This window comes from Ferruginibacter sp. SUN106 (assembly GCF_050611765.1).
Taxonomy (GTDB): Bacteria; Bacteroidota; Bacteroidia; order Chitinophagales; family Chitinophagaceae; genus Ferruginibacter.
On sequence record NZ_JBODJC010000005.1, the window covers coordinates 451,598 to 476,419 of the forward strand.

Here is a 24,822-nt window from a genome sequence, read left to right on the forward strand (position 1 = left end):
TTCAAATAAAATATTTTACAATGAAGAATATTAAAATACTAAGCCTGGTTTTTTTAATCACCACGCTGGCATCCTGTAAAAAATGGGTGGATTATAACCCACATGATGAATATAAAATTACCGACCTGGATTATTTAAAATCTGAAAGCGATTACCGCACCATGGCAGTAAGTGTGTACACGCCAATGCAATGGCTGAACCAGGCAGTGCCTGTGGGTGATATCGCATCTGATAACGCCGTAAGCGGTGGCGAAAATGCGTCGGATGTATTATCGCTGCAGCAGATAGATGACTATACCTTAACACCAGTAAACTCTACACTTACCGAATTATGGCAGGCTGCTTATGAAGGTATTAACAGGGCTAATTACATGACGCAATACAAAGCCGCTAATAAAGCAGGAGAAGCGGTAAATTTTGTAGGTAAAGATGCACTGTATGGCGAAGTATATTTTTTACGTGCCTACTATTATTTTCATTTGGTAAGATTCTTTGGCGATGTGCCATTGTTTACCGATAAAAGATTAGGCTTAAGTGAATCAAAAACTTTACAACGCTCCGCAAAAGCAGATGTGTACAAACAAATTGAAGCAGACTTAAACAGTGCTATCGCTGTTTTACCCATTACCAATATTGAAAAAGGCAGGGTTACTAAATATGCTGCACAGGCTTTATTAGGTAAAGTATTATTGTACGAAAATAAATTTGATGCTGCTGCTACGGTGTTAGAAAATGTAGTGAACGGCCCGTTTAGTTTGGTGTCAGATTTTGGAAGTATCTTTTTACAAACAGGAGAGAACGGCCCTGAATCAGTTTTTGAAATTCAATACTCTAATACTTCTCCTTATTACAACTGGGGTGGTGTAACAAGAGGACAAGGCAATCACTCGGTACAACAATGTGGTATCAGGGGATTGAATGGTTCCAATGCGATGCCTTATGCGGCAGGCTGGAGTACTAATTTACCTACTGTAAACCTTGCCAATGCTTACACAGCAGGTGATATTAGAAAAGCAGTAACCGTGTTGGATATAGAAGCCTATAAAAATGCTAACCCGGCTTTTGGAATCACTTACCAGGTAGCACCTTATAAAAATACTGGTTTATATAACCAGAAGTATTTACCACGTAAAGGCGAAACATCGGGCCAGGTGGAATTGAATTACCTGAACAATTTCAGAACCATCCGTTATGCAGAAGTATTGCTGATGGCTGCAGAAGCTAATAACAGGGCAACTGCACCTAACGATACTAAAGCACAACTCTATTTAAATAAAGTACGCCGCCGTGCATTTGCAGTTAATGATGCCAGTAAAGATATTACGGTAACAGGTACTGCATTAAAACAAGCCATCTGGGATGAAAGAAGATTAGAATTGGCAATGGAAGGCGATCGCTTTTTCGATTTGGTTAGAACCGGCCAGGCTGCTACTAAAATCACTGGATTTGTAACAGGTAAACACGAATTATTTCCTATTCCTCAAACAGAGATTGATATCTCCGGCTTAAAACAAAACCCCGGCTATTAATCACCAACCATTAAAAATTAACGATTATGAAACTAATAAAATATTTTTTCAGTGTTGCTTTTTTGCTGGCCGTGGTTATCAGCTGTAAAAAGGAAGTGATTGATGATACTTCTTTTTTAGCAACCGATACTGCACCAGCTGCTTTATCTGCATTGTTTGAAATTACGCAGGATAATACCGGCCTGGTAACGATTACGCCTAACGGAGAAGGGCTGGCTTTTTATGAAATTTATTATGGCGATGCCACTACTACTCCTGCAAAAGTGTTGCCCGGAAAAAACACACAGCATGTGTATGCCGAAGGCGTGTACAATGTAAAAATTGTAGGGCATAGTGTTACCGGTAAAATAACCGAAACAACCAAATCTTTAACTGTAACATTCAGGGCGCCGGAAAATCTGGATTTTACAATAACCGTAGATCCTTCAAACAATTACAAGATCAGCGTTAAGGCAACGGCATTGTACGAAACCTTCTTTAAAGTGTATTTTGGAGATGTACCTAATGAAGTGCCGGTATCTTTTTTAGAAGGCGATGTGGTTACACATACTTATGCAGCTGTTGGTACATACAATGTAAAAGTAGTGGCATTAAGTGGTGGTGCAGCAACAGCACAATTAATTAAACCGGTTACAATAGTTGATCCCGTTTTATTACCAATAACTTTTGAGTCTCCAACAGTTAATTATGCCTTTACCGATTTTGGTGGTGGTGTGGTTACCAAAATAAATAATCCACAGATCAATGGTATTAATACCAGTGCAAAAGTGGGTAAAATGGTAAAGAATGCCCCGGAAGTTTATGGCGGCAGCTTAATAGCATTAGGTGCACCCATTGATTTTTCTGTGAATAAGGTTTTCAGGATGAAAGTTTTTTCTCCGAGAGTAGGGGCTAAAGTATTATTGAAAGTAGAAAATCTTACCAATAGCGGTATTAGTTTTGAAAAAGAAGTAGCTACTACGGTTGCTAATACCTGGGAAGACCTGGTGTTTAATTACAGTGCTATCAATACCGCCAACACTTACCAGAAAGTGGTTTTAATTTTTGATCTGGGAACAGTAGGTGATGGTTCTGCCAACTTTACTTTTTTGTTTGATGATATCAGGTTGACCAATCAATTACCGGTAAGTTTATTAACCCTTCCGGTAACTTTTGATGATCCGTTAGTGAACTATGCTGTTACCGATTTTGGCGGCAACGTTACAGTGGATGATGTGGATCCGGGCAATGCCGCAAACAAAGTAAAGAAAACCACTAAAACAAGTGGATCACAAACATGGGCTGGTACAACTATCGGCGCAGGCTTTACTTCAAGAATTCCTTTTACGGCAACCGCTACACAAATGACGGTAAGAGTGTATTCACCTGCTGCAGGCCTTCCTGTACGATTAAAAGTAGAAGACCGTACAGATAATACCAAATCAGTAGAAACTGAAAAATTAACTACCGTTGCCAACGCATGGGAAACATTGGTGTTTGATTTTGCTAACCAGGCTACCGGTACAGCTGCTTTAAATCTGGCCTATAACTATGATATGGCTTCCATCTTCTTTGATTTTAATACCGCAGGAAATGGTAAAGTATATTATTGGGATGATATAAAATTTCTGCCGGTTAATGTGGCAGGGCTTGGATTGCCCATAGATTTTGAATCTTCTACATTGGTATATGCTTTTACCGATTTTGACGGAGGTGTGGCAACAGTTATTGCCAACCCACACAGCGGTGGTATTAATACAAGTGCCAAAGTAGGTAAGATGGTTAAAAATGCAGGACAAACATGGGGTGGAAGTTTTCTCACTTTAGCAAGCCCTATTAATTTTTCTGTAACCAAAACTTTTAAAATGAAAGTATACTCACCAAGAGTGGGTGCAAAGGTTCTTTTAAAAGTAGAGAATCTTACCAATGGTGGTATCAGTTACGAAAAAGAAGTGGCTACAACAACTGCTAATGCATGGGAATTATTAACCTTTGATTTTAGCGGCATCAACACCGCCAACTCTTATCAGAAAATAGTATTGATTTTTGATAACGGTACTATGGGAGATGGCTCTGCAAACTTCACTTTTAATTTTGATGACATCACACTTAATTAATTTTTAAAAAATATTATTATGATCACAAAAATAAAATTGCTCCTTTTCATGTTTTTTGCAACAGGCATTTTATTTATTGCCTGCAAAAAAACGGAGTATAAACTGGGAGATCTGAAATCTCCATCGGGTTTAACATTAACAACAGCGATTGCCGGCGTTGATGCTGCAAACCCTAACGGAAACGGCAGCGGCACCGTGGTAATCACAGCTACAGCATCAAGCGCTATTACATACAATATAGATTTTGGCGATGGCAAAACACAGGTGGTACCATCTGGCGCTATTACCTACAAATACACCAACCCCGGCACTTATGATTATACCATTACTGTAAATGCAGTAGGTACAGCAGGTATCATTTCTACCATCAGTAAAAAAATAAAAGTGTTTGTGGCTTTTGAAATACCAGCAAACATTCTGCAGTCCTTAACCAATGGCTCTTCCCAGGTATGGATGACAGATAAAAATGCACCGGGCCATTTTGGTGTAGGGCCAAACGATCAGTTTTCTCCTATCTGGTATGCAGCGCCACCTAATACAAGAGAACCTTGTGCTTATGATGATGAGATCACTTTTTCTAAAGATGCCAATAACAATGTGTTTATGGCGGTGAATAATAAAGGCGAAAATTTTTCTATAGGAGCAGCTACCGGATTTTATGGTTTTAGCGGTGGTGATGGTTGTTATGCCATCAATACCGGCGGTAATAAAAAATTAGCGTTTATGGATGCTACTTCAACATCTACCAGTGCTAATTCTACCAGGATACAATTTACCGTTCCGGGCAATGGTATTATAAATTTTGGAACCGGTGGCACTACGTATGAAATTTTATCGATAACTTCTACTACCGTTAGCCTGCGTAATATAGGCGCTGATGGTAACGCATGGTATCAAAAATTAAAAATTAAATAATAGCGATATGAGGTACTTAAAAAATTCAGTGATTTTGTTATGCTCGTTTTTAATTTTAAGCAGTTGTAAAAAAGGAAGTTCAAACGGCCCTTCACAAACGGCACCCACTAATTTAGTGGTAACGGGTGTGCCAAGTACAGATGGCAGTGGCAACGTAGCGTTTACTGCTACCGCAGATAATGCAGCTACCTACGCCTATGAATTTGGAGACGGGGGTATAACCACCACTACAACAGGAACCACTACTTATAAATACACCCTTTTGGGAAGTAATACTTTTACAGTGACTGTTACGGCTACCAGTAATTCCGGAGGCACGTTGAAAAAAACAATACAGGTTACAGTAAATGTAGTTGCCGGTACGCCAGGCCTTGTATGGTCAGAGGAATTTAATACGGATGGTGCACCCAACAGCGCCAAATGGGGGTACGATATCGGTGCAGGTGGCTGGGGTAACAACGAACAGGAGTATTATACCAGCAGGCCCGAAAATGCGGTGGTAATAAACGGCGTATTAAAGATCACTGCAAAAAAAGAAAGCTACAGCGGCAGCAATTACACTTCAGCCAGGTTATTATCAAAAGATAAATTTTCTTTTAAGTATGGGAAAATAGAGATAAGGGCAAAACTGCCGGCAGGCGGTGGTACATGGCCTGCTATCTGGATGCTGGGCAATAATATTGGTACCACACCATGGCCTGGCTGTGGCGAAATTGATATTATGGAACATGTGGGTAACCAGCTGAATAAAATTTATGGTACGCTGCATCATCCGGGGCATTCGGGTGCTAACGGTGATGGCAGTACTATTATTATTCCGGATGCCACTACCGCATTTCATAACTATATCCTGGAGTGGTCGGCATCAAGCATTAAATTTTATGTAGACACACAGTTGTTTTACACATTTACCAATACAGCAAGCCTGCCATTCAATCAAAACTTTTTCATCATTCTGAATGTAGCCATGGGTGGTAACTTTGGTGGTACCATCGATCCTGCATTCAACAGTGCTGCAATGGAAGTAGATTATATTAGGGTGTACCAGTAATCCACAGGTCATTCCGGAGCCATGCTTCGGAATGATCTTACTTACCAATTTTAAAATCTCTGTCTAATTTTTAAAAACTGTTTATGAATCAGTTACAAAACCTCTTTGCGTCTGCTATTCTAGCAATAGGTTGTACAACGATGCTGGTGCAATGTAAACCGGCTGCGGCTGATGTGCCTGCAAATAATCCGCAAAATATGCCTGCTGTTTTTTTTGATGATTTTTCCGGATCAAAATTAGACAGCACTAAATGGAATGTAGAAACCACCGGCATGCACTTTAATGATGAATTACAGGCTTATGTAGATTCTGCTAATACCTTATCATTTGTAAAAGGCGATGCTGCAGAAGGTGCAGCAAATGGGGCATTAATGATTCAGCCAAAATTTACACCGGGCTTTGTAACCAGGGACGGACAAAAATTTGATTTTATCTCTGCAAGAATAAATACCAAAAGCAAATTTGAAGTGGCTTACGGTACAGTTGCGGCAAGAATAAAATTATCTGATGGTGCTGGCTTATGGCCTGCCTGGTGGATGCTGGGCAATGGTGGCTGGCCCGAAACCGGCGAGATAGATATCATGGAATACATTGGCGAAAAAGACTGGGCCAGTGCTGCAGTACATGGCAAAGGCTATAGCGGAGATGCCGGCCTGGTGAACCGTTTATATTTTCCTGCAAACAACGATGTAACTAAATGGCATGTGTACGCAGTAGACTGGACGCCGGATAGCCTGGTGTTTAAATACGATGATGTACCCATGCTTAGAATAACCAAACCCATGGCGCAGTTTTTTGGCCCCTGGGCTTTTGATAATCCTAAATTTCTCATTTTAAATTTTGCAGTAGGAGGTATTTATCCTTTTAAAATTAACGGTATAAAAGAACCTTATTACGGATTACCGGCTACCACTTTTGAAGCTATTAAAAATGGCAAAAGCAAGATGCTGGTGGATTGGGTTAAAGTGACAAAGAAACAATAAGAGCTTTTCAGCAGTTAGGTTTTTTGTTAGATAGCAATCGCAATAAAGCGGAACGCATTTACTTGTCTAAGTTTATGTTTCCGCTTTTTTATTGGACAAGGGTTTTGTTTTTTGAGTACCTTGGTAATTATAATTTTAAGAATAAATTCAGGCTGACAATTTTGAAGACAAAAAAATTGTTTAAATTTTAATTTAAAATGCAACAAGATTTAAAGAATTTAATATCAGAATGTTGGAGGGGAAAAATATCAAGAGAGGAAATAATTTCCAAAATAGCGACTAACAAAAGTCAGCAGTCAGCTTTAGTAAGAAATATTTTTGATGACATCATCGTATCAAAAAACTCCGGTGAGGTAGAATATTGGCTAACACTATTGTTGATTTTTGAAGAAAACGATGAGTTTATAGACCTGGTACACCAATTGATTTTGGAACCCTGGCACACTCAATACGAAAATATTGCACATAATTTACAACGAAGGGCAAATGTAAAAAGCATTCCATTTATAAAAAAAGCAATGCAAAATAAATACAAGCATTTAGAATCATACGGAACAGGGACAAGACAATTCATTAACCAATGTGGACATGCTTTAAGACAAATTGGAACAAAAGAGGCTGTTGATGTAATATACGAATTGAGTAATGCTGATGACCCGGTACTTAAAGATGAAATGCTTTACCGGATTAGCAGAATAGAAGGACGGGATGATTACGAAAGAGATCATGATTTGTAAGTAATTATATTCTGGATGCCTTTTTTATTAAAGGGATAAAATTTTAGAAGTAGACTATACTCCAGGTACTAAACTTTCTAAACTCCTGAACATCTAAACCAATTCCGTGAATACAAAAAGCCCGGATTATTAAATCCGGGCTTTTTGATGTCTTTAAGAGAGTACTGAATAAAATTTATATTAACTGAATAGTCCGCCTTTTTTCAATTCACGAACACCCTGGCCAATTAAGAAACCATTCTGGTAGATCATGATCTTGTAACTTCCCTGTTGAAAGTTGCTGCCCGGAGCAAAAGCGAATTCTACATTTTTGCTTTTAGCAGTTTCAATAGCTACCGGTAATTTAGCGGTGTAAGTTTTATCACCATCTTCACGGGTAGTAAATGTTTCTGCACCTGTAGTTACGGGTTGACCATCAGGGCCAATAACCACAACATATACATCAGTTGAACCTGGTTCAGCAATACGGTTGTTAACATCAAAGCTCACTAAAAGTTTGTCTACACGTTTTGCAGTGGTTGACACTTTTTCTTTACCATTCCTTTTAACATTTACCGGGGTAATTACAATGTTTGATGCATTTAATGTAGAGGCAACATCCACTTTCTTTTCCAGGTTTACTTTTGCTTCTGTAGTAGCAGTAAGGTCAGTAGTTAACTTTTCTTTTTCCTGGGTCAACACTACTTTATCATTACTTAAAGTTTGGTTTTCTGTTGTTAACCTTGCTACATCAGCTTCAAGCGTAGTGATCTTTTCATTTAAAGATGCAATCAATGTTTTAGCTCTTGCTAATTCACTTGCAGTGGCATTTTTCTTATTTAAGATACTGCGGATCTCATTTTTAGTTTTTGTGATCTCTGCATTTTTATCAGCCAGCTTGCTGGTTAATCCGTTGTTGGCAGTAGTCATTGAATCCAGTCTTGCCAATGACGCATCAAAGCTGGTCTGGATATCGCTTTTTTCATCAGTTACTTTTGCAATTTGTGTTTGCTGTTGCTGTATGGTTTCTGAATTTTTTGTTTTGTCGTAAGCCATATAGCCGCCCATGCCTAATACACCTGCTGCTAATACACCAATGATTGCGTTTTTTACAGCGTTAGTCTTGGCTGGCGCTGTTACTTGTTTCTCCTGATCAGGAGTTGGAAAGTTTGTAGTGCTCATAATAATAGATTTTTAAAAGATTAAGATTTAGATTTTTTAATTTTTTTGTCCCTGCCTTTGCGGGGCTGCTTTCGTGTTACATGTGCCAGAGATTCCAAAACCGTGCCATTATTATTTTCTGTGGAAAAGTGAAAGCGTTTTAACAAATAAAATATGCTTGTGTAAATGCTTACTGGTATTGGTTTTCAGGCTAAAAACAGGCCCTGAAAATTTTTTCTTTTTATTTTTCTTAACAAGCCGGTAGAGGCAACCTAAAGCCTCTGTATACCGTTTATCAGGTTGAATAAATCAGCATGAACAGAAACACTGCTACCACTAATCAACCTGTTAAAAGAACAATAGCAAAGTATAATTCTGCAATGATCACCTACCTGAATAAAAACTATGGCAGGGTAGGTACGGATTATTTGTACAGAATAGTATACAAAGGTTTTACGCCCCCCAATACAGCTGCCGTAAGGTTTATACAAATACCATTAGATAAAACCGGCAATCGTATTATCAAGAGGGCTTTTGATATTGCTTTATCACTAATAGTTATTGCGGGTGTATTATCATGGCTCATTCCTGTAATGACAGCATTAATAAAAGCCACATCACGTGGCCCTGTTTTTTTTCTGCAAAAAAGAAACAAGAAAGATGGTGTTGTATTTACCTGTATCAAATTCCGCTCTATGCAGGTAAATGCTATGGCAGATATTTTACCGGCTGCAGAAAATGATACGAGGATTACGCCAGTGGGCCGCTTTATACGCAAAACATTTATTGATGAACTGCCACAATTTTTTAATGTGCTGTGGGGCGATATGTCGGTGATTGGCCCAAGGCCGCATATGTTGAGTGAAGGCATTCAATTTGAAGAAGCCATACATTATTATAATTACAGGGAAAAAGTAAAGCCGGGTATTACCGGCCTTGCACAAATAATGGGCTTAGAAGGAGCAGCCAACAGCATTGAAAAAATGAAAGACAGGATTGACGTGGATATTTTTTATTTACGGCACTGGACTTTAAAACTGGATGTGGTAATACTCTACCGCACTATCTGTAAAATGACAGGGATATGAATCACTTTCCTTTATTTACATTTTAAAAAGAAACAAAAGGATACAGGCCGTGAAGTACATTTTTAAAAATATTGTATCGGTTCTTAAAAAAAAAGAGCAGCAGCAATTTGGCATTTTAATACTACTGGATATTTTTATCAGCCTGCTTGATATCTTTTCCCTTGCAGTATTATTATGGATCATCCAGTTGTATGTGCAGCCCGGGCATAAAAGCAGCCTGTCTTTTTTACCGGCATCTATTGCAAAAGCAAACTCCGTACTTTTCATTGCACTCTTCGTTATTTTTTTTGCCATTAAAAACTGGAGCGCTTATCTTGTTTCTAAAGCTTACAACACTTTCAGCAGTAAAGTCGCCATCCGTATTTCGCAACAAAACTTAATCAACTACCAGCAGGCCGCTTTCGAAGAATTTATTAATAAAGATTCTTCTGCACACATTCGTACTATTTGTTTTCAGCCTTTTGAATATTGCCAGTATATGCTTGCAGGTATTCAGCAACTCATCACACAATGCTCACTTATACTGATAACGATTATTGCCATTGTTCTTTTTAATGCAAAATTATTCCTGCTATTGTTGCTGATATTACTGCCACCCGTTATCGTGGTGGCTTATTTTATAAAAAGAAAATTAACCGCTGCCAAAAAAAATATACAGGAAAGTAACCAGCAATCATTGCAATACCTGTTAGACGCATTGAAAGGTTATGTAGAAGGCAATATTTATAACCGTAACGAATTTTTTCTGAAACGCTTTGTTACCACACGCCAGCAATTCAGTACTCATTTATTTGATTCGATAGCATTGCAGGGCATGCCCAACCGCATTATTGAAATATTTGCAGTGCTTGGTTTGTTTGTGATGGTGGTAATTGCAAAGTGGACGGGAAATGATGACAGCGCCACATTTATAACCATTGGCGCTTTTATGGCGGCGGCTTATAAAATAATACCAGGCATTGTAAAAATGATTAACGTAAGCGGACAAATGAAGGCCTATGATTTTACATTGAATGAATTAACGCCACGTAAAAAAGGAAATGATGCAGCAGGTGTAGTTGATAAAGCACAAACCCTGCAAAAAATTGAATTTAAAAATATTAGTTTTCAATATGCTCAACAACGGGTGCTGAATAATATTTCTTTCAGCATAGAAAAAGGAGATTTTGTGGGTATTACCGGAGAATCGGGCAAAGGGAAAACAACCATATTAAACCTGATATTGGGTTTTTTGCCTGCTGTAAATGGCGGTGAAATACTGATTAATGATGTAATAGCAGCACCGGCAACAATTCAGCAATGCTGGCCATCGGTAGCTTATGTAAGGCAACAAAAATTCTTTATTCATGATACCTTGTTGCGTAACATTACATTGGAAGAAGCAAATTATGATAAAGAGCAATTAACCTCTGCCTTAAATATATCAGGGCTTGAAAAACTTGCAGCTGGATTTCCTGAAGGCCTTGAAAAAATAATTACAGAAAATGGTAGCAATATCAGCGGTGGCCAGCAGCAACGTGTAGCCATAGCAAGGGCCTTGTATAAAAACAGCGAAGTGATATTGCTGGATGAACCTTTTAATGAAATAGATGAAGCAGGAACCAATCTGTTGCTGGAGCATTTCAGGCAACTGGCACAGGCAGGCAAACTGGTTGTAATGATCACCCACGATAAAAAAAGCTTCTCTTATTGCAATAAAACTATTTCGCTTGATGCATAGTGTAAACGACACATTAATTATTCTTACGCCGGGCTTTCCTTCGTCTGTGGCAGATACTACCTGCCTGCCATTGCAGCAAAGTTTTGTAAAACATTTTAAAGAACTATACCCGAAAACAAATATTATCGTACTCAGCTTTCACTATCCATTTACTAAAACAACCTACAATTGGTACGGTGCAACGATAATTAGTTTTAACGGACATAACAAAAGAGGCGTACACAAATTATTACTCCGGCGTTCAATACAAGTTACACTAAAACGTATTAACCGAACTAATAGAGTAACTGGTGTCTTAAGTTTTTGGTATGGCGAATGTGCTTTAACAGGCAATTGGTTTGCACGAAAATATAATTGCAGGCATTATTGCTGGCTGTTTGGGCAGGATGCCAGGAAAGAAAATAAATATCCCCGGCGGGTTCAGTTAAACCCCAACAGGTTAATAGCGCTATCAGATTTTTTGCAGGATGAATTTGAAAATAATCATGGGATAAAGCCACTGCACGTAATTCCTTCCGGAGTAGATGTTAAGCAATTTGCTGCTGCAGCAAAAGAAAAAAATATTGATATTCTTGGTGCAGGTTCATTAATAGCATTAAAACGATATGATCAGTTTATCGGAATTGTTGCTGCTATTAAAAAAGAAAGACCAGCAGTTAAAGCAATGCTGATTGGCGATGGACCGGAAAAAGAAAATTTAAAGACGCTTATTTCAAAATACGATTTACAGGATAACATTGTGCTTACCGGCGAACTGCCGCATGAAATGGTATTACAACTAATGCAACACTCAATAGTTTTTTTGCACCCATCTTCCTACGAAGGTTTTTCCGGGGTGTGCCTTGAAGCGCTTGGTAGCGGAGCCATCGTGATAAGTTTCTGCAGGGCCATGTACCAGGATATAGATCATTGGCATATTGTAAACACCACTGAAGAAATGACACAAAAAGCGCTGGCAGCTTTACAAAATACCAATAGCAAAATTGTTCCGCAATTTCCATTTGTAATAACAGCTACCGTTAAAGCTGTTGCAAGGCTTTATAATTATTCCTGAATGTTACCGATCAGCTTAAGGGCTTTTTTAAAAACAAAAGCTGCTGTATACCGGGTGAGACAATGCGTATCGCCATGGCGGCAAATTTCCTGCATACAATTACCACATTCAAGATCGCCGGAATGCAATAATAAAGTATGATCGCCCAATGGTGTGGACCGTTGACTTTTTGTGGACCCGAATATGGCTAGTGTAGGAATACCTGATACCCATGCCATATGCATCAGTCCCGAATCTTCTGATAAAACCAATTTTGTTTTTTGAATAAGTGCAAAAGCCTGCACCGGGTTTGTTTTATTCACAAGATCGATCAGTTTATTGCCGAGCATTTTTTTTAGAATGGTGGTTTTTTCAGCGATTGTATGTACACCAATAATAAGAAATTGCGTACGGGGAAATTTTTCTGACCATAGCTTTGCAAAATCTATATAATAATCAACAGGCCAGTTACGGGTAATAAAGGCGCCAGCAGGATTTAGCACTACCAATTCGCTTTCACCATCCCAGCCATTTGCTTTCAGTATTCTTGTACAATCATTGTCATATTTAAATTGAAAACCCGTTTTATCAGCAAAGCATTCGCCAAGCCTTATCGCTTCAATGGTAAGCCTTGTACTTTCTCCTGCTGCAACAGGAGAAAACCGATCGAACTCTGACCATGCTTTTGGCATTAGCGATTTACGAACGATACGGCTAAGGATATTATTTTGCAGATCGACCACTACATCATATCGCTGCAGTAGTAATTTTGGCAACAGTAAACCGGTATACAATAATTGCTTCTTAAAGTTGCGGCCACCTTTAATGGAATGTATTTTGTTAAACAAAAGTATATTTCGTGGAATTTCGTGTACCTCTTCACGTGTTAACAGGTCCAGTTTTGTATTGGGCGGCAACATTTTTTTTAATTGTTGCAGGTAAGGCAATGTTATCACCATGTCGCCCATGGCCTGCAGGCGTATAGCAAGTATCCGCTGTGGCATAGTTTTTTTTGTCCAGGGTTTTGAAGGTATATCCGCTATTAACTTTATAGTATTACCTGTTCCTGTCATCTTAAATATTGTAACATGGCTTTAGCAGTTTTTTTTGCAGGTATCATACTCAACGGTTTATTTGCCCAGGCTTTAAAAAAATTACGGATGGCTTTACCTGGTGCTTTATTGGACAAGCAATCTTCGCCAAAGTTGATATACAAACTGAAACTGGCCTCTTTTAAAAGTTCGGGTGTCATGCTTTTTTTATACTCCTGTATTAACCTTATGTATTTATGATAGTTTTTTTCCCAATTAAAATGGCTGTAATTTTTATCGTGAATACGGCGAAAGAAAAGAGGTGTATAAAGAATGATCCCTTTAAAATTGTGGGCCAACCGCACAATAAAATCTATATCCGAATCTGTTTCTTTAAAAGGCGCAACATCCATACAGCTTCTGCGAAACAACAATGCCTGTAAATAACCCGAAAGTTCAGACCGGAAGAATAAAGTGAAAAGATCGCCGTATTTCATTCCTTCTCTTCGGGTATAAAAATAATCTACAGGTTCGCCTGCACGTATAAAATTGAATCCACCTGTAACACAAAAGCCGGCTCCTTCATTTGCGTGTAAGGCAGCTACCTGCTCTTTAAGTTTAGTTGCAGCCCAGATATCATCGGAGTCTATAAATGCAATAAAAGAACCTGTAGTTTTATCAATACCCGCTTTTCTCAATTTGCTGATATTACCTGTTCGTGCTGTTGAATAAAAAAGTATGCGCTTATCGTTTAATTGGTAAATCAATTCTTCAGTGTTATCATCGGAGCCATCATCCATAATGATGAGTTCCCAGTTTGGATAAGTCTGGTTACGGATGCTTTCAATTGTCTCCAGTATATATGTTGCCCGGTTACAGGTGGGCATAACAATGCTTACTTTTGAGGATAACTCCGTACCAGGCATTTTTTACGATTTTTTTGCCCTATTCCAGGGCTACCACCATCCAAACGGGTTTTCTTTTAAAAAGGATGCTTCAACAATGTAAAATGCAGTTGTAAAAAATAGATTTACAGGCAACTGTTTGTCCTGATTGCCCGTTTTAATGAATACAAATTAACACTAACTTCTATAGCAGAATGAAAAGGGTACTTTTATTTAATCCACGAAGTGCAAATTATAAGCCGAGGATACCTAATTCCATTCTCAGTATCGCTTCTTCTATTGAGGGGTTGTATGATTATGTTATAGTGGATGGCAACCTGGAACAGGATCCATGGGATAAGATACACAGCTACCTGGCCAGTGGTGATTTTGGTTATTTTGGCAGTACCTGTATGCCTGGCCCGCAATTAAAACAGGCGATACCCATTTCAAAAAAAATCCGTGAATTGTTTCCTGCTATTAAAATCATCTGGGGTGGTTATTTTCCTTCTAATCAAAATAAAGTAGTACTCCACTCTTCCTTTGTTGATTTTGTGATCAATGGCCCGGGAGAAAAATCTTTTCCTGCATTATTGAATGCCCTGGAAAAAAATGAACCCTACGAATTTATACATAACCTCATTTACAGATCCGGCGAACAGATTATTAAAACGGCTAAAGATGAATTGTATGATCCGGACGAATTACCGGCATTGCCATACGATAAGCTGAACCAGTTTTACCCTTTAAAATATTACCTTGGTAAAACTTATCTCGGTACAAAAACCATTGCTTATCATTCCAGCATGGGTTGCCCTTTTAAATGTTCTTTTTGTGCTGTAGTACCTATTTATAATGCCAGGTGGAGGGGTAAGTCGGCACCATTAATTTATAAGGATATTAAATACCTGAAAGATAAATTCGGTGGTAATGCCATTGAGTTTCATGATAATAATTTTTTTGTTTCTGAAAAAAGAACAGTAGAATTTTCGAAACTGATACAACCGGAAAAAATGATCTGGTGGGGCGAAGGAAGAATTGATACGATTGATAAATACAGTGATGCATCGCTGGCGTTGATGAGAGAAAGCGGCTGTAAGATGATCTTCTTTGGTGCAGAAACAGGCAATGATGAAATCTTAAAAAAAATGGATAAAGGCGGCACGCAAACGGCTGCCGAAATAAGATCTTTTGCTGCACGTATTGCAAAATTTGATATCATACCTGAGTATTCTTTTGTGTTAGGTACGCCGGCAGATTCACCTGAGCAGGCGATGAAACAAATTGATCAGGATATTGCTTTTATTAAAGAGATCAAACAGATCAATCCCAGAACAGAAATAATTATTTATGTGTACAGCCCTGTTCCTGCAGAAGGTACCGATATGTACAATAAAGTATTGGGCAGTGGTTTTCATTTTCCGGAAACACTGGAAGACTGGATAAGTCCGCAATGGGAAAAATTTGACCTGCGAAAAAATCCATTAACACCATGGTTAACACCGGAGATGATCAATAAGATAAAAGATTTTGAAACGGTATTAAATGGATATTATCCAACCGCATCGGATATCAGGTTAAATAATTTTAAGAAAAATGTACTTCGTAATGTGGCTTCATTGCGTTACAAAACCGGGCTGTATGCAAAACCTTACGAACTAAAAGCATTGCAGGTATTATGGAAATACCGCCAGCCGGAAATTGAAGGTTTTTAAATTATTATTTTGAACGCAGTACTAAAAAATATTGTTGCCCGTACGTATAAGCCTTTGCTGGTTAAATACCTTTCTAAAACCAGGACCTACAGGTATAAAGATATACGCATGAGTATTCCGCCGGAAGTTTTTCACCCGGGTTTTTTTTTCAGTACGCAGTTATTGCTGCAATACATTAATACTTATGAGGTAAACAAAAAGAGATTTTTAGAACTGGGTTGCGGAAGTGGCCTGATTGCCATGGTTGCTGCAAAAAAAAATGCAATAGTTACTGCTACAGACATCAATACTATTGCTGTAGAAGCTCTAAAAAAAAACAGCGTGCAAAATAATGTTACAATAAAAGTTATTGAATCAGATCTCTTTTTAAACATTCCACCGCAGCAGTTTGATATCATTGCTATCAACCCGCCTTATTATAAAAAGCAACCGGTTATTGCAAAAGATCATGCCTGGCTTTGCGGAGAAAATGGCGAATATTTTTCGGCCTTATTTACAACACTGGCTGATTATATGCATTCTGATAGTGAAGTATTGATGATTTTATTTGATGGCTGCGATATGGAAATGATATATACAATGGCAGCAAAAAATAATTTTAAGCTCACCTGTGTATTTCGTAAAAAAAATATGCTCGAAGAAAATGTTATTTACAAAGTTGAAAAAAAATCATGAGCTCCATCTTTACATATAACCCAACCGATGAGTTTGAGCGGTTGTACATTTACCTGCGAGAGAAGGAAGGGCGGATGTATAAAGATGAAGAAGTGGCAAATCTGCCTGCAGTAAATGAATTACATTCTTACTATCACGAATGGGAAATAAGGAAACGCTCTGCAAAAAAACTGGTTGATCATATCAGGCACAGAAATAATGAACCGGATATACTTGAAATAGGCTGCGGCAACGGATGGTTATCAGCGCAATTAGCAACAAGCACAAAAGGCAACGTAACTGGTATTGATGTAAATGGTGTGGAACTGGAACAGGCAAAAAGAGTCTTTAGTAAGATCTCTAACCTTAATTTTATTCAGTGTGCTTTAAACGGCGAACAGTTGCAGGACAAAAGTTTTGATATTATTGTTTTTGCTGCTTCTATCCAATACTTTTCTTCATTAAAAAAAATAATTACTGAGGCTTTAGCATACCTGACGCTGCAGGGAGAAATACATATCATTGATTCTCATTTTTACAGGCAAAGCGAAATTGCCGCAGCTAAGGAAAGAACGATATCGTATTTTGTGAGTGCAGGCTGCGAAGTAATGACAGAATTTTATTTTCATCATACTATTGAAGACCTGGATAAATTCAATCACCATTTTTTATACGACCCAACATCGTTATTTAACAGGTTTAATAAAAACAAAAGCCCGTTTTATCATGTGGTAATAAAAAACCGTTACCAGTAGTATATGCAAAATGTATTGACCACATATAAAAGATACCGCACACTGCAAACGCATGTCATCAGTGCTTTACCCATTGTGATACTGATGCCGCACAGCGCCTGTAATTGCAGGTGTGTGATGTGTGATATATGGAAAGGCAATCATAATTTGAAACAGCTTACAGCAAATGATATTACAGGTTTGTTAAGCGCATTAAAAAAATTTGGTACACAACAAGTTTTAATGTCTGGAGGTGAGGCATTATTGAATCCTAACTTTTTTCAGTTTTGTAAAATTTTAAAACAGGAAAAAATAAAGATCAGTTTATTATCAACCGGGTTAACGCTAAAGAAAAATGCTTTGCAGATTGTGGAGTGGGTGGACGATGTGATTGTGTCATTAGATGGCGATGAAACCATGCACAATGCTATACGTAACATCCCGGATGCATTTGGTAAAATGGCTGAAGGTGTTGACGTAATAAAAGTCATTAACCCTGATTTTAAAATTACCTGCAGAACGGTGATACATCAACAAAACTTTAGAGTATGGTCACAAATAATTGACAGTGCAAAGGAAATTGGGTTGGACCAGATCAGTTTTTTACCAGCCGATGTAAGCAGCCATGCTTTTAACCGTGAAGTATTATGGGATAAAAGCAGGCAACATGAAATTTTACCAGGGGAAAAGGATCTGCCGGAATTAAAAAGTGTGATTGATATTTTATTAACCACATATCAAAAAGACTTTGCCAGTAATTATATTGCAGAGTCTCCTGAAAAAATTAATAAGATATACCAGTACTATGCTTCGTTTTATGGATTGAACGAGCTGCCTTATAAAAAATGTAATGCGCCCTGGGTGTCTGCCGTAATTGAGGCAGATGGTACTGTACGACCCTGTTTTTTTCATGAGGCTTATGGAAATATAAAGAATGATCCTTTAGATGAAATTATGAACAGCGCCAATGCCATTACTTTCAGGAAGCAATTAAATACAGACAGGAATGAGACCTGTAAAAAATGTGTTTGTTATTTAAACCTTTCTCCTCAAACAAAACTATAAATGCACAATATACTTTTTTCACATTCCTACTTTCTTCGTTTCGATCCCAAACAATGGTCGGCAGGGCAGCCTTATGCACCATTGGGTACATTATATGCAGCAGCTTTTATGAGAGAAAGTGGTTATAATGTTTCATTATTTGATACCATGTTTGCCCACCAACCCGAAGAAGTGATTGCACCATTAGAGAAAATACAGCCAACGTTTTTTGTAGTATATGATGATGGGTTTAATTATCTCACCAAAATGTGCCTTACCAACATGAGGGAGGCAGCATTTAAAATGATCCGCTATGCAAAAAGCAGCGGTTGCACTGTAATTGTTTCCAGTTCCGACAGTACCGACAGGTATGAAATGTACTTAAATGCCGGTGCCGATTTTATTTTATTAGGAGAGGCTGAAACCACCTTACTTGAATTAACGGATGCCATTATAAAAAAAGAACGTGATTTTTTTACTATTGAAGGATTGGCGTTTAAACACAACAATGCCGTTGTAAAAACACCAAGGCGCAGTGTGTTGAAAGACCTGGATGCATTACCCTTTCCTGCATGGGACATTATTGATATGGAACCGTATAAAAAAATGTGGCTGAAGCATGCAGGCTATTTTTCGATGAATATGGGAACTACCAGAGGCTGCCCGTTTAAATGCAACTGGTGTGCAAAGCCCATTTATGGCAACAGGTATAATGTTCGAAGTCCACAAAATGTGGTGAGCGAATTAACAATGCTGAAAGAAAAATTTCAGTTTGATCATATCTGGTTTTGTGATGACATCTTTGGGTTAAAACCCGGATGGGTAAATGAGTTTGCTGATTTGGTAGCACAACAAAACCTGCAATTCAAATTTAAGATGCAGGGGAGAGTTGATTTATTATTACAGGAAAATAACATTAAAGACCTGGCGAGAGCAGGCTGTGCTAATATCTGGATGGGTGCAGAAAGCGGCTCTCAAAAGATATTAGATGCGATGGATAAAGGAACTACGGTGCAGCAAATTTATGAAGCTACAAGATTACTGAAGAAGAATGGTATTAACCCATCTTTCTTTATTCAGTTTGGGTATTTGGGAGAAACCAAAGAAGATATTGAATTGACGATAAAAATGATCAATACATTATTACCTTACGAAATTGGTATTTCAGTTTCGTATCCACTACCGGGTACCGTATTTTTTGAAAAAGTAAAAAATGAATTGCATAATAAAACCAATTGGACAGATTCTGATGAAATGGCATTGATGTTCCGTAATACTTACCAGCCGGCATTTTATAAACAGCTGCATACTTATGTTCATAAAAGTTATCGTAAACACCTGGCATTTGAAAATGCAAAACAGGTGATAGCAAATCCGTTTAAAGCAAATTATAAAACTATACGCAAAGCTATTTCCTGGTTATATTATTTGCCGGCTACTTTTATTGAAAAACAAAAATTGCAGCAATTGCAAAAACCTGCTGTATGAGTTTGCCGTTGCACCATATTAATGAAGAACAGGCCGCTGTAGCTTTTAGTAAACAGGCTGCACAATTTGATGCACTGTATTCCGGCGATACTATTATCCGGTATAAAAGAGAAAGAATAAGAAATCATGTGCAACAATTTATTTTACCTGCAAGCGAAGTACTCGAACTAAACAGTGGTACAGGCGAAGATGCAATCTGGTTTGCACACCAGGGGCATACGGTACATGCCACTGATATTTCAAAAGGCATGCAGGAGCAATTGCAACAAAAAGTAAGAGCAGCAAACCTGCAATTACAGGTTACCAATGAGTTGATCTCTTTTACACAACTGCACTGCCTTCAACAGCAAAAAAAATATGATTACATTTTTTCCAACTTTGCAGGGTTGAACTGCACCGGCGAACTGGATAAAGTATTACAATCTTTCAGTGCATTATTACATCCCGGGGGAAAGATCACCCTGGTTATACTACCAAAGTTTTGCCTATGGGAATTTTTATTGTTATTTAAAGGGCAATTTAAAACCGCTTTCCGCCGCTTATTCAGCAGCAAAGGAGTAACTGCACATGTAGAGGGTGAGTATTTTAACTGTTGGTATTATAATCCGTCTTTTGTGATGCGGCATTTACAAAACGATTTTGAGTTGCTTACAGTAGAAGGCCTATGTACATTGGTGCCACCATCATATATAGAAGGCTTTGGAGAAAAACATTCGTCAGTATATAATTTTTTGAGGAATAAAGAAGATAAATGGAAGTGTAAATGGCCGTGGAAATTTATTGGAGATTATTATATTATCTCTTTTAAAAAGAAAAAATAGGTTATTTAGCCGCCAGCAAACTTTTATTTTGTTTGTATAGTATCTGGTCCACTTTGCTATCATATTGCTCCAGTATTTTAAACTGAAAATTTTTAGGGTCTGGTTTAGCAAAATGTTTTTCTGCCAACATGCCCATGCAAATACCTTTAGCATTCAGGTTAAGTTGGCGTTCTTTCTTTTTCCAGCGCCTGGCAGTAATTTTCATCAGCCAGTTATCTGCGCTATCACCCAATTTTCCGTTCAGCAGCATTTCTGCAAAAGACCGCGGCCATCCTTTTTTAATTTCCTGTGCAGCAGTATTTTTTGCTTTGTATCCCGGAAAATAATTTTGCACCCATTTATTGGTATACATAAAATTATTCACCCGGCTCAATCCCTCCATTGGAACGAGTGTAATGATCTCCATGGCGGTAAAAATATTTTTCTCTTCTATTTCCATACCAGCTTCATCTACATAGTAGTTCATACAAAACCAGTTTTGCTTTCCAGCCAGTTTTGCCAATTTGTAAAATAAGTGCATTATTGTACGGGCAATCCAAAGCCGGTTGGTTTTAGCAATGATAAAAAAATCTATATCAGTATTATCATCAGCAAAGTTTTTTGATAAGGAACCTGACAATGCCAGGCCTTCAACAAAGGGAAACTTTGATAATATACGTGCAGCTTTTCCGGCTTTTTGTATTTCTGCTATTGCTTTTATATTGCCGTTTCGCCTTCTTGATGCGATGGCAATATTATTTTGTAAAGAATAGAATTCATCAAGTTTATAAATGCTTTTATTTTCAACAAGTAATACTAGCTGTTCATCAACTGCAGCCTGGCTGGTTGATATACTTAGAAAGTTTCGTATCTCTTCATTAGTTAAGGGATAATGAAAAATATCAAAGTACGCTAGGGTTTGTAATATGTTAACCTGAATACGAGTCAAAATGATAAAGCTTTAAATTTAAAATTTTGCATTTTGCCAATGCATTTTACCTGCTGCTCTTTTTTGTAATTGTTTTAGTTTATAATATTTTTTGTAGCTCTGGCTGGCCGTATGTGTTGCAATAACCAATCCATTTCGGCCATCTAAAAACCCCAGTCTTAAAAAATAACCGTTGATAAAAGCCCAGGCGGGGCTTAGAAAAATTTTTGCCCAATGCACTTTTTTGCCTGAGTTAAAAATTGATTCTGCTGCCGTATTGCTTACCTCTTCATTGCGGATCATATATTCGTCAAATGACTGGTAGGTATAATGCAACAGATCTCCCTTAAGTTGTTGTACTCCGCAATTTTCTGTTAATATAATTTTATCATGAGGGTTTAATCCTCCACATGAACCGATGCGTTTATCGAATAAGCGTAACTTTCTGTCAGGATACCATAGGCCATGACGTATAGGACGGCCGCAATAAATATTACAACGGTTCATGGTAAAAGCCTTTTGGGCCGAATCTTGTTTTACACCTGCTATTGACATCGCCAATTCATCGCTTAAAGCTTCATCAGCATCAAGTAAAAGCACATTATTATTAGAAGCTAATTTGATGGCTTTGTTCTTTTGCTGAATATATCCTGCAAAACTTTGTTGATGAATAACTGCCCCTTTTTGTAAAGCAATGGACACTGTGGTATCAGTTGAAAAAGAATCCAGCACAATGATCTCATCTGCTACTGGTTTAACGGAATCAAGACAGCGCCCAATATTTTTTTCTTCATTAAAAGTTATTACTACCACCGAAAGTTTGTTCATCCTACGGACCTTTTATATATACTATTAAAAACGTATCAAAATGTAGCCTGGTTGCCTCTGTAAAATATTTGCGGTTGATTGCCGGTTAAAAAAAAAGAGAAAAAGAAACTGTAAAAAAATATGCCTTTATTCAGATCCAGTATATTTTCTGAAACGGATACAGTTGCAATTAAAGCCATAAAGGAAAAAAACAGGAAGTCTTTATTTTTAACAGCAACTGAAAATCCGTAATACAGTACAAACAGATACAGGCATAAGCCAATGACCCCTGCCCGTAATAAAAAACTAAGGTATTGGCTATGTTCATTAAACTCTTCCAGGTAAGAGATGTACAATTTGTTGTCGAAATATTTTTGTTTCAATAATTCTTTTTCACTACCTGCTCCATAACCAATAACCGGGGATTTTTTTACCAGGTCGAATGCCAGCTGCCAGCGGGCAACACGAGGCTCCAGAATTTCATTGTTAATAGCGGTTTGGGTAAGGTCGTTTTTAAGCTCACTCACATACCTTGTTTTAAAAGCATCAATCTTTGTAATGATAAAAAAAGAAGTTACTGCTATCACTCCTGAAATACTGAGGAATACGATTCTCTTTTTGCCGTTAAGTAAAAAGAAAGAAACACCCACCGGAATGATCAGTAACATGCCACCAAAAACAGCCCTTGATGTTAATTGTACAATGCCGCTAAAAAGAAGACAAGAACAGAACGAAAAAAATATTTTTTCATTCCTGCTGCTTTCTTTTATTATAACATATAAAAATGTAAGCAAAGCAAAAGCTGCATACATGGAAAGGTAAGTGGCATGCATGGCTACTGGCAGCGAAAAATTATGATTAATGAATGCCGTAGTGAATAATGTGGAAAGTGGTAAATGAAAATACACCAGCGTATGAACAGCATCTGCATACAGATATAAAATTACTGCCGTACAGGTAAGCGCAAATATTTTTAAAAGTGGTAGTTTGTAAGTGGAAAGATCAAGTGGGTTAAGCGCCAGCAATACCGGGATAATAAAAATAGCCGACTGCCTGCCGGCGATATTTAATCCTTCTGTTTTATCACTACTGTAAAAAATGGTAAGTAGTCCCAGTAAAAAAATTGTAATTGGAATTAAAGTATTTTTATCTGCAAACAACCGAAACCGGCTTTGTTTAAGGTGGATCAATGTGTGTAAAGCAAAGCTTATCAGCACCAATTGACTATAAAAAAAATCGAATGGGAGGGCAATACAAAAACAGGCCAGGTGATAGTAGCTGATCTTGTTGGCCATATTGTCGTCAATGATAAAAAGTGATTTCATTTTTTATGATGGCTATAGCATTCCACAATAAACTTTTCATACTGGTCAATAATTAATGGCCAGTTATAGCTGTTTTTTATTTTCATAAAATTATTCAGCGTCATCGTTTCTTCTTTTATGGCAGGCTGTACAGCTTCTATAAGCTGCTGCACATCTTTAGACGAATTAAAATAATAACCATTACCATCTAAAACCGCCCTGTTAAAATTATTGTCGTGTGCGGCAATTAATACCTGGCTGGCCATGGCTTCTATCAACGACGGGTTGGTACCGCCAACGGTATGGCCATGAAAATAGAGGGGGCAATTGTACTTGAGTGTATGTGTAATTTGTGTATCATAAATAGCCCCGGCAAAAACTATTCTTTTATCATGTTCAAATTTCTTTACGATGCGTTTGCCAAACTTATTATTGGTATTGCCCACTACCACAAATTTCTTTTCGGATGCTGACTGGTGAAATCCATCTAATATCATCTCGATATTATTTTCAGGCTCCATCCTGGCCATCAGCATAAAATAATTTTTTTTGTACAAATTATATTCTGATAAACACTCTTCTCTTTGATTATCTAAAATTTCTGCACCATAAGCAATATACTGGCTGTGCTTACCATATTTACTTTTTAAGTAAGTATGCATGCCAATAGAATCGGAAATAAAATAATCGCTGAATTTTACAGCCAGCTTCTCAGCATATTTTAAAAATTGCCTTACCGGTTTTGAGTATTTTCCCCTTTTCCATTCAAAGCCATCCATATTTGAGATGATGACGGTGTTTTTTGGATACAACATACCCCATACCGAACTGCTGGTATAACCTAAGAAAAGCAGCACATCAAAATTTCTTTTCCTGGCATCCATTACGCAATTAAAATCATATACAAATTGCCCCGCAGTACCCAGCTTGTATTCTGCATCATAACAGTGTACAATATCAACGCCGTTAAATGTTTTCTCCTGGTAAGAATGTTTATGAGAATTATATACCGTTACGGAGTGGCCCTTTTGCAACAATCCCACAGATAATTTTTCTGCAAGCTGTTCAAACCCGCCGTATTCATTGGGAATTCCCCTGGTACCGATAATGCCAATTTTCATGTGCGATATATTTAAGGGTT

22 protein-coding genes are annotated in these 24,822 nt (G+C 37.8%); 15 read left to right on the forward strand and 7 right to left on the reverse strand.

Translation table 11 applies throughout. The annotated features are described in order from the left end of the window. The first annotated feature begins 20 nt into the window (after positions 1-20). The 6 genes from ACQ334_RS21400 (at position 21) to ACQ334_RS21425 (ending at position 7,311) form a co-directional block, all read left to right on the forward strand. Complete coding sequence (locus ACQ334_RS21400; RefSeq protein ID WP_430990314.1) at positions 21-1,529, forward strand: RagB/SusD family nutrient uptake outer membrane protein; 1,509 nt, start codon at positions 21-23, stop codon at positions 1,527-1,529. A 26-nt stretch (positions 1,530-1,555) separates the two neighbouring features. Beyond that, positions 1,556-3,625: a hypothetical protein gene (locus ACQ334_RS21405; protein WP_430990315.1), complete on the forward strand. Its 2,070-nt coding sequence runs from the start codon at positions 1,556-1,558 to the stop codon at positions 3,623-3,625. Positions 3,626-3,643: 18 nt separating this feature from the next. Beyond that, positions 3,644-4,540, forward strand: a complete 897-nt coding sequence (locus tag ACQ334_RS21410; protein ID WP_430990316.1) for a PKD domain-containing protein — start codon at positions 3,644-3,646, stop codon at positions 4,538-4,540. Positions 4,541-4,547: 7 nt separating this feature from the next. Next, positions 4,548-5,591 carry a glycoside hydrolase family 16 protein gene (locus ACQ334_RS21415; RefSeq protein ID WP_430990317.1) on the forward strand — a complete coding sequence of 348 codons (1,044 nt, stop codon included), beginning with the start codon at positions 4,548-4,550 and terminating at the stop codon, positions 5,589-5,591. A gap of 83 nt (positions 5,592-5,674) precedes the next feature. After that, positions 5,675-6,574: a glycoside hydrolase family 16 protein gene (locus tag ACQ334_RS21420; protein ID WP_430990318.1), complete on the forward strand. Its 900-nt coding sequence runs from the start codon at positions 5,675-5,677 to the stop codon at positions 6,572-6,574. 197 nt (positions 6,575-6,771) lie between these two features. Next, entirely contained in the window at positions 6,772-7,311 is a 540-nt protein-coding gene (locus ACQ334_RS21425; protein ID WP_430990319.1) for a hypothetical protein, read from the forward strand. 180 nt (positions 7,312-7,491) lie between these two features. Here ACQ334_RS21425 and ACQ334_RS21430 read toward each other — a convergent pair whose 3' ends face one another. Next, on the reverse strand, positions 7,492-8,472 hold the full coding sequence (locus tag ACQ334_RS21430) for a hypothetical protein (RefSeq protein WP_430990320.1): 981 nt from the start codon (positions 8,470-8,472) through the stop codon (positions 7,492-7,494). A 293-nt stretch (positions 8,473-8,765) separates the two neighbouring features. Between ACQ334_RS21430 and ACQ334_RS21435 the strand changes: the two genes are divergently transcribed. From ACQ334_RS21435 to ACQ334_RS21445, 3 genes are read left to right on the forward strand one after another with little or no spacing between them, the layout of a single operon-like run. After that, a complete protein-coding gene (locus ACQ334_RS21435) occupies positions 8,766-9,539 on the forward strand; it encodes a sugar transferase (protein ID WP_430990321.1) in 774 nt (257 codons plus the stop codon). A gap of 49 nt (positions 9,540-9,588) precedes the next feature. Continuing rightward, positions 9,589-11,259 (forward strand): ATP-binding cassette domain-containing protein, encoded by a 1,671-nt coding sequence (locus tag ACQ334_RS21440; protein WP_430990322.1) that lies wholly within the window; start codon positions 9,589-9,591, stop codon positions 11,257-11,259. Further along, complete coding sequence (locus ACQ334_RS21445; protein WP_430990323.1) at positions 11,252-12,313, forward strand: glycosyltransferase family 4 protein; 1,062 nt, start codon at positions 11,252-11,254, stop codon at positions 12,311-12,313. The genes ACQ334_RS21440 and ACQ334_RS21445 overlap by 8 nt, the downstream gene beginning before the upstream one ends. Here ACQ334_RS21445 and ACQ334_RS21450 read toward each other — a convergent pair. Continuing rightward, positions 12,304-13,365, reverse strand: a complete 1,062-nt coding sequence (locus tag ACQ334_RS21450; RefSeq protein ID WP_430990324.1) for a glycosyltransferase family 9 protein — start codon at positions 13,363-13,365, stop codon at positions 12,304-12,306. The genes ACQ334_RS21445 and ACQ334_RS21450 overlap by 10 nt on opposite strands. Next, positions 13,362-14,249, reverse strand: a complete 888-nt coding sequence (locus ACQ334_RS21455; protein WP_430990325.1) for a glycosyltransferase family 2 protein — start codon at positions 14,247-14,249, stop codon at positions 13,362-13,364. Before ACQ334_RS21455 ends, ACQ334_RS21450 begins: the two co-directional genes overlap by 4 nt. Positions 14,250-14,422: 173 nt before the next feature. Here ACQ334_RS21455 and ACQ334_RS21460 point away from each other — a divergent pair, with 173 nt between their 5' ends. The 6 genes from ACQ334_RS21460 to ACQ334_RS21485 are packed head-to-tail and all read left to right on the forward strand — an operon-like array spanning position 14,423 to position 20,663. Continuing rightward, a complete protein-coding gene (locus tag ACQ334_RS21460) occupies positions 14,423-15,922 on the forward strand; it encodes a B12-binding domain-containing radical SAM protein (RefSeq protein WP_430990326.1) in 1,500 nt (499 codons plus the stop codon). Between the two features lie 9 nt (positions 15,923-15,931). Next, on the forward strand, positions 15,932-16,597 hold the full coding sequence (locus ACQ334_RS21465; protein ID WP_430990327.1) for a methyltransferase: 666 nt from the start codon (positions 15,932-15,934) through the stop codon (positions 16,595-16,597). Beyond that, complete coding sequence (locus ACQ334_RS21470) at positions 16,594-17,331, forward strand: class I SAM-dependent methyltransferase (RefSeq protein ID WP_430990328.1); 738 nt, start codon at positions 16,594-16,596, stop codon at positions 17,329-17,331. Before ACQ334_RS21465 ends, ACQ334_RS21470 begins: the two co-directional genes overlap by 4 nt. Positions 17,332-17,334: 3 nt before the next feature. After that, positions 17,335-18,375, forward strand: coding sequence for an SPASM domain-containing protein (locus ACQ334_RS21475; protein ID WP_430990329.1), 1,041 nt, complete (start codon positions 17,335-17,337; stop codon positions 18,373-18,375). Next, entirely contained in the window at positions 18,376-19,842 is a 1,467-nt protein-coding gene (locus tag ACQ334_RS21480; protein ID WP_430990330.1) for a B12-binding domain-containing radical SAM protein, read from the forward strand. Beyond that, complete coding sequence (locus ACQ334_RS21485; protein ID WP_430990331.1) at positions 19,839-20,663, forward strand: class I SAM-dependent methyltransferase; 825 nt, start codon at positions 19,839-19,841, stop codon at positions 20,661-20,663. Before ACQ334_RS21480 ends, ACQ334_RS21485 begins: the two co-directional genes overlap by 4 nt. Before the next feature lies 1 nt (position 20,664). Here ACQ334_RS21485 and ACQ334_RS21490 read toward each other — a convergent pair whose 3' ends face one another. From ACQ334_RS21490 to ACQ334_RS21505, 4 genes are read right to left on the reverse strand one after another with little or no spacing between them, the layout of a single operon-like run. Then, positions 20,665-21,591 (reverse strand): hypothetical protein, encoded by a 927-nt coding sequence (locus ACQ334_RS21490; RefSeq protein WP_430990332.1) that lies wholly within the window; start codon positions 21,589-21,591, stop codon positions 20,665-20,667. Between the two features lie 18 nt (positions 21,592-21,609). Continuing rightward, positions 21,610-22,398 carry a glycosyltransferase family 2 protein gene (locus ACQ334_RS21495; RefSeq protein ID WP_430990333.1) on the reverse strand — a complete coding sequence of 263 codons (789 nt, stop codon included), beginning with the start codon at positions 22,396-22,398 and terminating at the stop codon, positions 21,610-21,612. 35 nt (positions 22,399-22,433) lie between these two features. Further along, positions 22,434-23,702: an O-antigen ligase family protein gene (locus ACQ334_RS21500; protein ID WP_430990334.1), complete on the reverse strand. Its 1,269-nt coding sequence runs from the start codon at positions 23,700-23,702 to the stop codon at positions 22,434-22,436. Further along, positions 23,699-24,802, reverse strand: coding sequence for a DUF1972 domain-containing protein (locus ACQ334_RS21505; protein ID WP_430990335.1), 1,104 nt, complete (start codon positions 24,800-24,802; stop codon positions 23,699-23,701). The genes ACQ334_RS21500 and ACQ334_RS21505 overlap by 4 nt, the downstream gene beginning before the upstream one ends. Positions 24,803-24,822 lie beyond the last annotated feature (20 nt).